Raw genomic sequence first — 14,996 nt, forward strand, 5'->3', positions numbered from 1 at the left:
GACTCTGCGAAAGCGTGGTATTTCAATCCACACCCCTCGCGAGAGGGGCGACGATCTTGCAGATGCGGGGAGGATTCTGGGTATGAATTTCAATCCACGCCCCTCGCGAGAGGGGCGACCTCCAAGGGGGTGTCGTCCGGCCGCTTCTCATTCATTTCAATCCACGCCCCTCGCGAGAGGGGCGACCTCCAAGGGGGTGTCGTCCGGCCGCTTCTCATTCATTTCAATCCACGCCCCTCGCGAGAGGGGCGACGACAAGCTCACCGTCACGAAGACCGCCGCCGACATATTTCAATCCACGCCCCTCGCGAGAGGGGCGACGGTCAACGCGAAGCACGCCATCCATCCTTCGAGATTTCAATCCACGCCCCTCGCGAGAGGGGCGACGTCTACGAGCTCGACGACATCATCGATCTCGAGGAATTTCAATCCACGCCCCTCGCGAGAGGGGCGACCCGCGACCGACCCCATCATCAACAACCCAATCCATTTCAATCCACGCCCCTCGCGAGAGGGGCGACCTGATCCGCAACGAGACCCAGAACTGGAACTCCACATTTCAATCCACGCCCCTCGCGAGAGGGGCGACAAACGCCACGCCGAACGCATGGCATCCGACCCCATTTCAATCCACGCCCCTCGCGAGAGGGGCGACGACGGATACAACAACAGTATGCAAATTTTGGATATTTCAATCCACGCCCCTCGCGAGAGGGGCGACATAAGCGTCGTCAACAGGAAAGGACCACGACGATATTTCAATCCACGCCCCTCGCGAGAGGGGCGACAGGCCAATCCGGTCATCCGTCCGGCGCGGCTCGTATTTCAATCCACGCCCCTCGCGAGAGGGGCGACCGCCGCGCACACCGTGGACCTGCGCGGCCTCAAATTTCAATCCACGCCCCTCGCGAGAGGGGCGACTGGTGACACGAGACAGCATCGAACGCTTCCAAAAGATTTCAATCCACGCCCCTCGCGAGAGGGGCGACGCTCCTTCTTGAGATTGGTGAGCACGCCGATCAGATTTCAATCCACGCCCCTCGCGAGAGGGGCGACCCAGCCGCATGAGCTGGCGCAGCTCTGCGAACGAATTTCAATCCACGCCCCTCGCGAGAGGGGCGACCCTTCGGTCTTGGCCTGCTTCTGCGCGGCGTTCATATTTCAATCCACGCCCCTCGCGAGAGGGGCGACACGCGTATTGCATCATCTTGCCGGCCTGGTCCTTATTTCAATCCACGCCCCTCGCGAGAGGGGCGACCACGCAGACCATGACCGCCCGTCTCAAGGACGCGATTTCAATCCACGCCCCTCGCGAGAGGGGCGACGTTGTGGGTGGCGACCTCCTCCTTGCCGGCGAAATTTCAATCCACGCCCCTCGCGAGAGGGGCGACTTCGCCGCCATATGCCATCACCCCTCGCCGTCGATTTCAATCCACGCCCCTCGCGAGAGGGGCGACGTGACCTTGAACACGCGCTCCGTCTCCTGCCTATTTCAATCCACGCCCCTCGCGAGAGGGGCGACCGGACGCCGCCGCCCAATCGGTCGGCCTGAGCAAATTTCAATCCACGCCCCTCGCGAGAGGGGCGACACGGACGCGCATGACGCATCCTACGGCTATTTCATTTCAATCCACGCCCCTCGCGAGAGGGGCGACTGGCCGTCAAAGTGAGTTCTTTGACACGCAAGTTATTTCAATCCACGCCCCTCGCGAGAGGGGCGACCGCCGAACGCGTACGCGTCGTCACCGACGACGATGATTTCAATCCACGCCCCTCGCGAGAGGGGCGACGACGGTTGATGGCCCGCTGCCACGGGTCAAGAGTATTTCAATCCACGCCCCTCGCGAGAGGGGCGACCAAAGCTCGCGCACGCCGCACGACGGGCGACGTATTTCAATCCACGCCCCTCGCGAGAGGGGCGACTTCAGCCGCATGAGCTGGCGCAGCTCATCGAACGTATTTCAATCCACGCCCCTCGCGAGAGGGGCGACTCCTCGAGGTCGTCTACGAGGGCTCGCCGTGGGTATTTCAATCCACGCCCCTCGCGAGAGGGGCGACCGCGAACGCATATCAAGACGCGCATATCTATAACATTTCAATCCACGCCCCTCGCGAGAGGGGCGACCTCAATGCGACTGCGCATTGCTGCTGTAGTTTGAATTTCAATCCACGCCCCTCGCGAGAGGGGCGACGATGTCGGCCCCTGCTTCTGCATGCGCTTCCAGAATTTCAATCCACGCCCCTCGCGAGAGGGGCGACCGCCGGCTGGCTCACACCATCCAACCCTTGCAATTTCAATCCACGCCCCTCGCGAGAGGGGCGACGGCGTTCGCCTTGCTGTCGTCCGCCTCGATATCATTTCAATCCACGCCCCTCGCGAGAGGGGCGACGCACGGGTTTCGTGCCGGCGCGCACCATGTCCTTATTTCAATCCACGCCCCTCGCGAGAGGGGCGACGCATCCCGAGGAGTTCGACTTGGCGGCCAGTACATTTCAATCCACGCCCCTCGCGAGAGGGGCGACGTCCCAGGGTACGAATCTTGTCCGCCATGATGATATTTCAATCCACGCCCCTCGCGAGAGGGGCGACGCTGGACTGCCTGCAAGCCTCCAAGACCGACAGCATTTCAATCCACGCCCCTCGCGAGAGGGGCGACATGGGCGGTACCGCACGGTGCACAGCTGGTGCGTATTTCAATCCACGCCCCTCGCGAGAGGGGCGACTGCGGAATTGGACAACATATTCCACGATGTGGAACTTGCGCCTAAATCCACGCTCTAGCATAACGCACACACCGCCAACCCGATTCCACAAAGCCCAGACCAGGAAGGCAACATTCAAAACTACATACAAAATGTCCACTATTCAGTTATCAAGCAGCACAGAGAACACGATTGTCCCCTCAAGAACCTCTTTTCGATGGTGCGAAAGGTCGCCCTTGCAATGAGAGCTCGTCTTTCGCACCATCGCCACAGGCGAGCGATACAAGGCACGCTCACCCTCATCAATGACAGCATCGCCAACAGACGCTTAGAGCATCATTACCTCATCAACCGGCACATGACGCCGTCTACCGCAATATTCAATTTTCCCAAAATAATTTGAACCAAGATTATAATAACGCAAGCTATCAAATTCTTCGTCAATAATTTGCGCTAAATCATGCTTAAGTATCAGATAGTCGGAAGGAGACACCGAACACTCAAAGACACTATTCTGCACTCGTTGCCCATATTTCATACATGTTTTCGCCACATTTCGCAGTCGCCGTCTGCCTTCTGACGTTTCCGTATTGACATCATATGCAATAATAACCATCATCTCACGTCACACCCTGGTTCCAAAACCACTATATTCCACTATTCTCACATAACCATATATTCATTTCCACATGAACGGCGGATAGGCATCCAAATCACCACGAACAGCTCGAGCCAGCAACAAAGACTGAACATACGGCACCAATCCCCATTCTATTTTCTCACCAAGAAATGGATGAGTGATCACCTCCTGCTTTCTCTTCTGCCATGCTGCAAGCACGGTTTTTCGACCGTTATCAGAAAGAAAGACTCCACCGTTCTCGCGTATTACAAATTGTGAAGACTTGATTGCTCCGGTATTGACCAACGTCAATGAGAATCGATCAGCTACGGCAGGGCGAAACTCCTCGACCAAATCCAAAGCCAGAGATGCTCTTCCCGGCCTATCAACATGCAGGAAGCCCACATAAGGATCGAGACCAACCCCTTGCAATGCCGCAAGGCAATCGCTTGTCAACAAGGAGTACACAAACGACAACAGCGCGTTCATTCTATCCAAGGGAGGCCTGCGGCTTCGTTCTTGGAAGAAGAAATCATCTTTGTCACGAAGAATCAAATCATCAAAAGCATAGAAGTAGTCTTTGGCGGCTAACCCTTCTATGCCACGTAGCTCCTCGATGGACGTACAGTCATGAACATTCAACAACGCTTGACGCAACCGTTCACTTTGCGCAGCTATACGCTCACCGTTGACACGCAATGCATGATCGCGTTTGGTGCGTTCGAGAACCCAACGACAATTGTATATTTTCCCAATGATGAATGATCGAGCATAGGACAAGGACATGCTCCCATCATCCGCGAAGCGGAACTGTTCCCGCCGAAGGAGAACATTGCGACTCTTTTCGCCAAGAACGGAGCAATAGTATCGTCCTCTTGGCGAAAAGAATGAAAGCCCCACACCGAATTCGGCGCACTTGCCCATCAGCGCCGGCGAAGCCCCTTTATAGGAGAAGCTCATGATGCCATCCAAGGATCTAAGGGGGATTTCACCAAGTGTAGAATCCTCTCGCTGCACGACGACATTATCGTTCTTTAAGGACAGATAGGCATCTTCACTGGTGACATATAATGCGTTAAGCAATCGTCTCATTTTCAGCACTCCCCTTCTTGCTTTCCACCAGTAACGTATCTTCGATGAATTGTCTGGCGGATTGCGTTTTGACCAACTTAGGCAGGCAGATGTCACGCAACGAGCACGCACGGCAAGACTTCGATGGTCTGACCTTTGGCGTGTGCCCTCGATTGAGTAAATCGTGCATCTCATGAGTCATTGCAACGATTCGCTCTCTCAACGACGCATCAAAGCAAACCCGCTCCCGATGCTTCGTCTGCTGATAGAACAGCGCGCCTTCGGGAATCGAACATGCCAGCATTTCTTCCAAGCACATGGCTTCGGCGCATAGCTGAAGCCGATCGGCATCCTGCTGTTTGGGTCTGCCGCGCTTGTATTCCACAGGGTAAGGCAACCAAGTATCATCTCTTCCATGTAGAGGCACTCCCTCAGGGGATTTGCGGAATTCGACTACATCGCAGGCACCTGTGATGCCCATTCTCCGCGAGAACACGCGTAGGTCTCGCATGACAAGCAGATCACCACGGGTTTCCGACTCGCCGTAGTCATGTGCACGCTCATGTTCCAATGATCCGGCAGTGGTCAGATAGTTATCTTGCCATTGCTGCTCAATATGAATCAGCGCCCATTGCCGTCTGCAGAATGCGAAGTGCTGGAGGCCGGAAAGAGCCAGCCAATCGTCATCAGGATAATCCACCAGCTCTTTCATGTCAGCCTCCTTGCACAATACCCAATTCAGACCTCTAACAGCTATCTAGGGAGCAAATGCACTAATTCCTTTTCTCAACTGGGAATATGTCATAATGCAGTCCTGGAATCTCATCATCATGAACTTGAACAATATGATCGGAATCAGCATCGGCATCGACCATTACGGCACGATGGACCTTGGCCGTCGAGAACTGGCCACCCTTGTTGTCGTGCTTGAACCACACAACTTTGAGCACCTCCATCGAGCCAGCCGGGCGTGCGGAGCTCTCGTCGTTTTCGAAAAGGGTAATCAGAGCCTCCCTGACCTTCTCCGCATCCTCGTCGGAGAACCCGGTCCTCTCCGCGAGCTGGGGACTGATACTGCCACGTGTCACATATACCGCGCGACCTGAGACGCGATATTTCATACCCATGGTGTCAGACGACTTTACATCGTTCTCCGTGGTCTCACTGTTCACGGACTTGGTGATCTGGATATCGTCAATCGAAATCTCTCCCAGCGAGAAAGCAGGCTGAATGGACACCGGCCCACGAACGCCCAAGGATACGGAGTCGACGCCGCTGTCCTTGCCGTTCTTCTGGGTCTTCTTATAGGCGAACACCTGGCCGAAAGCACGAACATCGATCCACCGTTCGCAGGCCTTCCAAGCGACTACACCTCTCTGATTCTGCTCGTCCTTATCCAACGTCTTCAGAAACAACTGCATACGCTCGGACAACGAGCGCGCCCCGTCATCGGCACGATCGGCAGACTGCACGAAGATGCGTTCCCCGGCATCCTGCAGGCGATTACGAATCTTACGCTTCAATGCGACATCGGACACCTCGCCGCGGCCATCGGAAGTCATACGGGGACGGTTGCCCGACAGGGGGTCGCCATTCGGATTGGCGTTCTCCACAGAAAACACCACCACGAAATCAATCCTATTCTGCAAAGTGGTCATGGGTCATTCTCCTTCATTGGTTTCAGTTGTCTGAGACTTGTTTCCCTTATTGCGCGCCTGATCCATCAGATATTTACGCTCATGGGAGTAGCCGAGCAGGAACAACGCCGACAGAGCATGATTGTCTTCGAAGTCTCCTGGTTTGAATGTGTTAATCACACAGTCGATATCATCCTGGAAGCTTTTCGCGACCGACGGGGACTGCGTGTATGTATTTTTCAGGTAGGGCTGAAGCTGATTCCACAGATTACCCCAAGTAACGAACGGTTTAGCCGAAAAACTGTTCATCAGCCGTATCGCGTTCGTCGGCCTGCTCGATGCACCGTTTCGCTTCTGCTGGTTTTTCAACACCCTATACTCGAAACTGTCTGCAAGCGCTAAAAGTCGGCCGTATAAGTAGTCCCTATCCCTACGGTTAACGTCCAATTCCAGTAAAGCCATCGTATTCCTTTCCGTTCCAGGGAGACGTCGCCGCTCCTGTTCGATGAAATGTTTTTTCCACATGCTGCATGCGACTTCTAAATCACGCCGCCATGTCGTCTCGTTTTTACGATAATTCTTGCTAACCGTGTAGCTTTGCGGACGGACGACCCGGCGGAATGCGGCATGCAGCAACGACTGCGGCAAACAGTTGTTGCCAAACATGCACTCAACAAGCTGTTTCTTGATTTTCTTGGCGAATTTGGTATACCCAACCCCACTGCGATCGTCACTGTCATACACGCAGTTGATGATGTCTCTGAATGACGGAGCCCCAATGTAACCAATCAGCTTGGGTTCCGAGTTCGGAGCTTCCTTTCCTTCTCTTGTCTTCGGATGGCCACTGTCGGTTGACGATTCAAACCGAGTGAGGTTCCACGCGGAATCCTCATGCCATCGAATCACGTTTTCGATGTATTCATCTTCGGCCAATTCCCGGTAGAACGTGACGCTCAGTCTTCCAGGGGTTGCGGCATCGAAAATTGCCACGACTATACGACGACCGTGTTCCTTAATCGCATCGAGAGCAGATTTCCCACCGTATTCCCTCAGCAATTTGCCCAAATAGTCGGCGTAATTGGCATCCACCTGAGAACGAGCGGCGCTGAGTTTCTCCCCATCGGTCAGGCTATCGCTTTCCTCTGCATCATCGAGGTAGTAGAAGTCAGACAGTCCCTCATAGACGTCGTATGAATTGCCTGAGTAATCGACGATATGCTCGGTCGGCTGTTTGTCGACCGCCCATACCACGATGTCCTGCGTATCGGTGAGAGTGCCGTTGTTGTTCACCAACCACCGCAATGTCGAGTGCACTTTCTGCGAGGTCAGTGTATCGATGCTCAGGGCTTCACCACGATCGATGTATCGTCCGCGGAAAGTGAAGTTAGTCTTGTCGTTCGCGGAGATGAGCTTGGCATTCCCGTTGACGCTGACGATGTTCTTCGGGAAATTGGCGGAAGGCTTGCGTAGCTCGCCGCCCAGCATGTCGGTTCCGAGGCGTTTTCCCTGATGTTCCTGATACCGTATCCACAGGGAACGAATCGCGGGATCCTGCCACGTCTCCGGGCTGTGGTCTCCTGACCATACCACAAACCGGACGCCGAGTTTACCGTCCTTGGTTTCCTGGATTGTCACTCCCTTGGCACGGGCATCATCGATGACGCTATGATATTCAAGATACCGGTAGACGGCATTCAACTTGATATTGCCATCTTTCCATTCGGCAAGCTGTTCCATATACTGCCGATACTTGGCTGTATCGTATTTGCTGTCGATGTACTGCAACTGATCACACAACGGATGCGGTTTGGGATTCCGCCCTGATCGGCCAGCTGATTGTTCCGTGCAGGGGATGATGATATCAAAAGCCTTGCGGTCTTTTTCGATATTCACCAGACTGCCGTCCTGATCGATGGTGACGCATAGCTGCGTCTTCATCGTGGTGTGATACACCGGTAACAACGTCTTTCTCGTATCCAGGGTCCCATCAGGATTGACGGGGGCGATTCCTGCAACATCCTGTACCGCATCATAGGTCTGCAGCAGACTTGACCAAAGACTCATCGCTCACTCCTCCGCCAGACTGATATTCTCACCGATTACGAAGCTCTTGACCGACTGTCGTTCACGGATCGTTCGGTAATCAAGCTTGTCGGAATCCGGTCGCTCGAACTCGATGATGCCGTTGCGCATAATTGGGTGCCAGAAACGGACCATGAAATCATGGTTCGGATTCTCGTCGGGGTATGTGAAACCATGCGCCATGTAGCCCATGTCCCATTCGCTATACTCATCATAGAAACCAGCCCCCGACCCGAAGCCGCATGGTTCGACATACGCCTGGCATTCCCGTGCGCCAAGAAAGACGTCGCGGCGCCCCCCACGATCCACAGCGCGTTTGGCGATATTATGATGCTTGTTTTCATCTCTATCAGGTATGAGATCACGACGCTGCTCATTCCATTCGAAATGGGCAAGCACCTGGTATCGAACATCCTTGAGATAGGTATAGTACGACAGTTCATTGCCGCCGTTCATCTTGATTGGCCGGACGCCTTTTCCCTCGGTCTGTATCTTGTTCATCACACGCACCGCATCAATGACCCACACCAGCGTGGGTTTCCAATAAATGCTTTCCGTAATGCCTTTCAACGCTTGATAAGTGGGCACCTGATATGAGATCTTTTCGCCACCAATCCGCGTCGCAGCATCCGAGAAGAGCGCATAGTCCCCATATACTTCATACTCAATCGAGTTTCGTTGTTTCCGCATAATCACCTGCTTACATAGAAAGAAAAGGCATATCCGCATTGAGCACGACACCATAATCCGTGCTGTAGTTCTCCTTATTCAGCACCCTAACGCCGAATTCCTTGTTGGCAATGCCAATACACCCACTTTCATCCAACGTTTTGAATTCGTTGCCAAACAATGATACAGAATAATCCTGCAGCTGTCGTAGTATCTTAATCTGTGTGGTCAGATCCTCCTCACCCAGTCGATCGATCAGCTCCTTCGCCTTCCCATACTGTACCACCACATCCGTGGTCTCCTTGGCAATGACATGGAAGTCGTCACTCACCGTCTTGAACGCCTGGGCGAATATATGCGAATACTTATGTCTCTTCCGATCCTCATACTCTTTCCGTCGATTCCGATTGGTCGACAGCAAATCATAGGCGGTCTCACCAGTACCCAACTTGTAGTCCATCGTCTCACTCTTCTGCTGATCCAAATAGAACCGATAGTATTCGGCAATCATCGCTTCGGACATCAAATCGGCATCAGGATGCTCATGAATGAGTTGCTGGGTGATGGCTTTGCCGAGTTTGATGTCCTGCAATCGGTCAAGCCCCCGTTCATCCGCGATTGGATATACATAGACGTTCTTCGGCTCTTTCGATTCACCGTTGCGATTGCAACGCCCCGCAGCCTGAAGAATGCTATCGAGACCAGCCATCGCACGAACCACGCAAGCGAATGACACATCCACACCGGCCTCGATCAGCTGGGTGCTCAGGCAGATGACAGGACGATTCTTTTTAAGCGATATCCGAAGTTCCTGTAATCGATCCTTCCGATGCCGTCCACACATGGATGTGCTTAGATGCACTATGGTGAATCGCTTGTTCTCGTCAAGCGTTTCATTCAAATCGCTGATTGTATCATACAGTTTCCTAGCTTCGGACCGTAGATTGACAATCGCCAGGCAGTTACCGTTCTCTTGGGCTTTATCGAAAATAATCGAGGCCAGTTCATCAATCGTCACCGTCTCCGATGATGCGATGATATTGGTACGCCGAAGTTGTTTCTCATAGTCGTTTGACCGTCCGATCAAATCAGGACCATCAGAGAGCAGTAGATTCCCACGCTCGGTATGTTCCAGCAACGGTTGCGTGGCCGAGCATAGCAGTATCGTGGAGTCCAGAATACCGGACAGGAAACTTACTATCTCGTTGAACAAATTGATTGTCTTGGTGGGAAGCGCCTGTATCTCGTCGAAGATGATGACGCTGTCCGCCATGTTGTGGAACTTGCGCAACTTCGATGCACGCGCAGACATCACGGTTTCCAAGAACTGCACCATCGTCGTCACGATGATCGGATTATCCCAACGTTCTGCGGCGAGTTTGCGCCGCTCCTCCTTCCGATCATCGTCTTTCATGACGCTTGAGTAGTGTTCCAGCAGCACGTCGCTATCATCATCCTTCAGGTCGAGGAATTTACGGAAGACCTCCACGGTCTGCGAGGTAATCGACAAGTACGGAATGACGTAGATGATATGTTTCTTGCCGGTTTTCGCCGCATGATGCAACGCAAACCGCAGTGATGCGAGGGTCTTGCCACCGCCGGTAGGCACTCCGAGCCGGTAGATGCCCGTCGTTCGCTCGCTGGCTTTAAGGCAGTCCTCTGATATACGAGACCGAATCCGATTAATGGGCTTCGACGCGTCCAATCCTTCGAGATGGGTTTCCAGACGTCGGATCAGTTCCTCCCAATCCGGAGTGTTCGGTGCATAAGCTCGGTGCGACTCAAAATGCGCCGCATCCAGTCGATCGGCATCGACGAGCCTGGAATACAAATACTTCTCATACAGTCCCAGGTAAAAGTCCATGGAACTACATGCCTGCCTCCGCGAATGAAGCTTGGAGACGCAGTCCCTCATCACCTGTAACAGTCCCGCCGATTCAGCGGCACTCTGCGCAAAATTGTCCTGTGCGTCGAGTCTCAAGGAGGACTCATGGCCGAGCACCTCCTGATAATGGTAGCGTTCCTCTGCCTTATTCTCATCGGACATTTTGTCGAAGAACGGGCTGTCTCTTTCGGAGCTGATACAATCCGGCAGGCAACCATGATGGTTCGCTATAGCAAGTTCAAGCATCTCTTGGGTCATGGCTCCGGCAGGACCGTCAACCGGTTGGGCGTTGATGGTAAAGGCCCCCTGCCACGCATGAATCACTTCGCCACGTCGTCCGTCTCCATACAACAGGTAATTTTGAAATGCTTGGGTGGCTTTCCCTTCATCATGCAGCAGTCCCGCCGTACGAGCAGTCACGACACTTCGGGATTCGAAAGCCGCCGCCAATTCACCGGCATTATGCAGATGGTCGAACAATGTCTGTACATTGCCGTTATCATCCTTACGAGCCAATAGCTCACCCGTGGAGCCTATCCTGACGCCGTTGCCCTCCATTGATGACCTCCATCCGAAGTGACGAATAATCTACGTTGCTCATTCCAATGTAAGTTTACCCCCAGCGCACCGGTACATATACACCGGAAAAAACAAAAGAAAAATCCGGATGCCCTGTCTCCAAGACATCCGGATTTCTCAATATCGGCTTAATCAAGCCAATTCATCGGCGTGTCACGCGTGTCGCGCACGTCATGCACGCGCTGCAATCATCGCCGTAATCGCAAGCCTCACGCCTTCGCCACCTCAGCCGCGAGCTCCTCACCCGAGACCACGTCGAGCACGTCGGCCTTGGTCTCCGCGGCGATCAGGTCGCGGAACCGCTCGACCTTGGCGACGGCGTCCGCCGGCACGGTGAGCTTGAGCGCGATGTGGTCGGCCACGTCGAAGCCGGCGGACTTGCGGGCGTCCTGCACGACGCGGATCGCATCGCGCGCGTAGCCTTCGGCCTCCAGCTCGGGGGTGAGCGCGGTGTCGAGAATCACGAAGCCGCCGGTCGGCAGCGCGGCGGACACGGACACGGCCTCCTCGGCGGCGTCCTTCTCCTCCACGCGGTTGATCAGCTCGTACTCGCCATCCTGAAGCGCGATCTCGCCGGACGGCGTCTCGACGACCGGCGCACCGGTCGCGGCGTCGACGTGCCAATCACCGGACTTGGACGCCTTGATTGCGAACTGAACGTCCTTGCGCAGGCGCTTGCCGGCGACGCGCGCGTTGACGCGCAGCTCGTGCACGATCTTGAGGCCCTGCGAGGCGGCGTCCTCCAGCGTGCAGAACTCCACGTCCTTCACGTTGAGCTCGGACTTGAGCACTTCGGCGTAGGCGCGCACGGCGTCCACGTCCTCGGCGACCACGGTGAGCTTGGAGAGCGGCTGGCGCACGCGGATCTTCGCGGCCTTGCGCAGCGACAGGGTGCCGGAGACGACCTCGCGCACCTTCTCCATGGCCGCGACGAGCGCCGGATCGTCGACGAGCACGCGGCCCAGCTCGGTGTCCTCGCCGGTCTTCTCGTCCACGACGAACGGCCAGTCGGCCAGGTGCACGGACTCGCCGCCGGTCAGGCCGCGCCACACGGACTCGGCCTCCATCGGGGCGAGCGGCGCGAGCACGCGCATGAACGCCTCGAGCACCGTGTACAGCGTGTTGAACGCGTTCTCGTCCTTGGCGAGGAAGCGGTCACGGCTGTTGCGGATGTACCAGTTGGTGAGCACGTCGATGAAGTCGGATGCGGCGTCGCACGCGTCGGAGATCGCGAACTCGTTGAGCGACTTTTCGGCGGCGAGCACGAGACGGCGGGTGCGAGCCAGCAGGTAGCGGTCCAGCTGCGGCAGGGACGCGACCTCTTCAGGCTTCAGCTGGCGCGCGTCGTAGCCGGCGGCGTTCGCGTACAGGGTGAAGAAGTAGTAGGAGCTCCACACGGGCAGCATGACCTGGCGGACCGTGTCGCGGATGCCCTCGGCGGTGACGATCAGGTTGCCGCCGCGCAGAATCGGCGACGACATGAGGAACCAGCGCATCGCGTCGGAACCGTACTTGTCGAACACGCCGTTCACGTCCGGGTAGTTGCGCAGGTGCTTCGACATCTTCTGACCGTCGGAGCCGAGCACGATGCCGTGGCAGATCACGTTCTTGAACGCCGGACGGTCGAACAGGGCGGTCGCCATCACGTGCAGCAGGTAGAACCAGCCGCGCGTCTGGCCGATGTATTCGACGATGTAGTCGGCCGGGAAGTGCTGCTCGAACTTCTCCTTGTTCTCGAACGGGTAGTGGAACTGCGCGAACGACATGGAGCCGGATTCGAACCAGCAGTCGAGCACGTCGGAGATGCGGCGCATCGTGGACTTGCCGGTCGGGTCGTCCGGGTTCGGACGGGTCAGGTTGTCGATCCACGGACGGTGCATGTTGATGTTGCCGTCCTTGTCGCGCGGGTAGTCGCCGAAGTCGGCCTTCAGCTCCTCGAGCGAGCCGTACACGTCGACGCGCGGGTGCTTCGGGTCGTCGGACACCCACACCGGGATCGGGGAGCCCCAGAAGCGGTTGCGGGAGATCGACCAGTCGCGCGCGTTGGCGAGCCACTTGCCGAACTGGCCGTCCTTCACGTTGTCCGGAATCCAGTTGATCTGCTGGTTGAGTTCGAGCAGACGCGGCTTGATCTTCGTGACGGACACGAACCAGGAGCTTACCGGCTTGTAGATGAGCGGCGTGGCGCAGCGCCAGCAGTGCGGGTAGGAGTGCACGTAGCTCTTCTCCTGGAAGAGGATGGCGCGGCGCTCCTCGGGGATCTCGGCGAGCGGGCCGGACGCGTTGCGCAGGTCGCGCAGGATCGGCTTGTTCGCGTCGAACACGTAGAGACCCTCGTAGTCGGGGCACTGCGCGGTGAAGCGGCAGCCCTCGTCGAGCACGTCGGTGCTCTTGACGCCCTTCGCGTTGAGCGTGTTCATATCGTCCTCGCCGTAGGGGGCCTGATGGACGAGGCCGGTACCCTCGACGGTGTCGACGTAGTCGGCGGTGAAGATCGTGTAGCCGTTCGGACCGGGCACGTTGCCTTCGGTCTCGGCCTTCTCGCCGGCGAAGTACGGGAAGACCGGCCAGTAGCGGCGGCCCTCCAGCTCGGCGCCCTTGAGCTCGCGCACGATCTCGTAGTTCTCGCCGAGCTCCTTCTCGTAGTGCGGCAGCAGGGCCTTGCCGAAGTAGAACTTCTTGCCCGCGTACTTGCCTTCGTTAGGCTTGACCTCGACGTAGTCGATGTCGGCACCGACGACGATCGCGAAGTTGGTGGGGACGGTCCACGGGGTGGTGGTCCAGAACACGGCGTAGGCGTCCTCATCGCGCAGCTTGACGGCGACGGAGACGGTGGTGTCCTGACGGTCCTGGTACACGTCGGCGTCCATGCGCAGCTCGTGCGCGGACAGCGGCGTGCGGTCCTTCGGGCAGTACGGCAGCACGCGGTAGCCCTGGTAGGCGAGGCCCTTGTCGTACAGCTGCTTGAACGCCCACATCACCGACTCCATGTACGGGATGTTCAGCGTCTTGTAGCCGTGCTCGAAGTCCACCCAACGGGCCTGGCGGTGCACGTAGTCCTGCCATTCGTGCGTGTACTTGAGCACGGAGGCGCGGCAGGCGTCGTTGAACTTGTCGATGCCCATCTTCTCGATCTGGTCGACCGAGTCGATGCCGAGCTCCTTCTGCGCTTCGAGCTCGGCGGGCAGGCCGTGCGTGTCCCAGCCGAACACGCGGTTGACCTTGCGGCCCTTCATGGTCTGGTAGCGCGGGATCACGTCCTTCGCATAGCCGGTCAGCAGGTGGCCGTAGTGCGGCAGGCCGTTCGCGAACGGCGGGCCGTCGAAGAACACGAACTCGTTCTGGCTGTGGTCGCCGGAGGGGTTGCGTTCCACCGACTTCTGGAAGGTGTCGTCCTTGTCCCAGTAGTCGAGGACGGTCTCCTCCATGTGGGGGAAGCTGGGGTTCGGCGCGACGTGCGCGGTCTCGCCGCCCTCGTTCGCCTTGGGATATACGTTGTCGCTCACCGTGTGGCTCCTCGTAATGCGTCGTTGGTTCTTTACGAGGACGACTTTGGTCCCGGCGTTCCCACGCCGTCGCCTTGGCGACGTGCGTGCGTCCCGCCGGCACCGCCACCGCGGTACCACCTCGCTTGCCGCGCGTGGATTCGCGTCTCCAGGAGACGCCCGTCACGTCGCGACCGCTTGAGTTCGGCTGTGTCGGGCCGATCCCGTCGGTTCTAGTAAGCGCGAATCATGAATCCACGCCGTTC

General features: G+C 56.7%; 8 protein-coding genes and 1 CRISPR repeat array (1 of these 9 cut by a window edge). All 8 genes read right to left on the reverse strand.

All coding sequences use genetic code 11. From position 1 onward, the window contains the following. A CRISPR array of direct repeats spans positions 1–2,724; the repeat unit is 33 nt; unit sequence ATTTCAATCCACGCCCCTCGCGAGAGGGGCGAC; it begins 115 nt to the left of the window's first position. Between the two features lie 307 nt (positions 2,725–3,031). The 8 genes from cas2 to ileS all read right to left on the reverse strand — a co-directional run bounded on the left by cas2 (position 3,032) and on the right by ileS (position 14,751). Further along, entirely contained in the window at positions 3,032–3,322 is a 291-nt protein-coding gene (gene cas2 / locus AC1AYD_RS10100; RefSeq protein ID WP_476503310.1) for a CRISPR-associated endonuclease Cas2, read from the reverse strand. A gap of 60 nt (positions 3,323–3,382) precedes the next feature. Continuing rightward, the gene (gene cas1c / locus AC1AYD_RS10105) at positions 3,383–4,414 is read right to left on the reverse strand and encodes a type I-C CRISPR-associated endonuclease Cas1c (protein ID WP_476503309.1); all 1,032 of its coding nucleotides are present in this window, start codon (positions 4,412–4,414) and stop codon (positions 3,383–3,385) included. Continuing rightward, complete coding sequence (cas4, locus tag AC1AYD_RS10110) at positions 4,398–5,105, reverse strand: CRISPR-associated protein Cas4 (protein ID WP_476503308.1); 708 nt, start codon at positions 5,103–5,105, stop codon at positions 4,398–4,400. Before cas4 ends, cas1c begins: the two co-directional genes overlap by 17 nt. Positions 5,106–5,166: 61 nt before the next feature. Beyond that, on the reverse strand, positions 5,167–6,051 hold the full coding sequence (cas7c, locus tag AC1AYD_RS10115) for a type I-C CRISPR-associated protein Cas7/Csd2 (RefSeq protein WP_476503307.1): 885 nt from the start codon (positions 6,049–6,051) through the stop codon (positions 5,167–5,169). A 3-nt stretch (positions 6,052–6,054) separates the two neighbouring features. Further along, the gene (gene cas8c / locus AC1AYD_RS10120; RefSeq protein WP_476503306.1) at positions 6,055–8,094 is read right to left on the reverse strand and encodes a type I-C CRISPR-associated protein Cas8c/Csd1; all 2,040 of its coding nucleotides are present in this window, start codon (positions 8,092–8,094) and stop codon (positions 6,055–6,057) included. A 3-nt stretch (positions 8,095–8,097) separates the two neighbouring features. Beyond that, positions 8,098–8,802, reverse strand: a complete 705-nt coding sequence (gene cas5c / locus AC1AYD_RS10125; protein ID WP_476503305.1) for a type I-C CRISPR-associated protein Cas5c — start codon at positions 8,800–8,802, stop codon at positions 8,098–8,100. 10 nt (positions 8,803–8,812) lie between these two features. After that, entirely contained in the window at positions 8,813–11,224 is a 2,412-nt protein-coding gene (cas3, locus tag AC1AYD_RS10130; RefSeq protein ID WP_476503304.1) for a CRISPR-associated helicase Cas3', read from the reverse strand. Between the two features lie 230 nt (positions 11,225–11,454). Continuing rightward, a complete protein-coding gene (gene ileS / locus AC1AYD_RS10135; RefSeq protein WP_476503303.1) occupies positions 11,455–14,751 on the reverse strand; it encodes a mupirocin-resistant isoleucine--tRNA ligase in 3,297 nt (1,098 codons plus the stop codon). Positions 14,752–14,996: the final 245 nt, after the last annotated feature.

It is taken from the genome of Bifidobacterium sp. LH_426 (assembly GCF_056356875.1).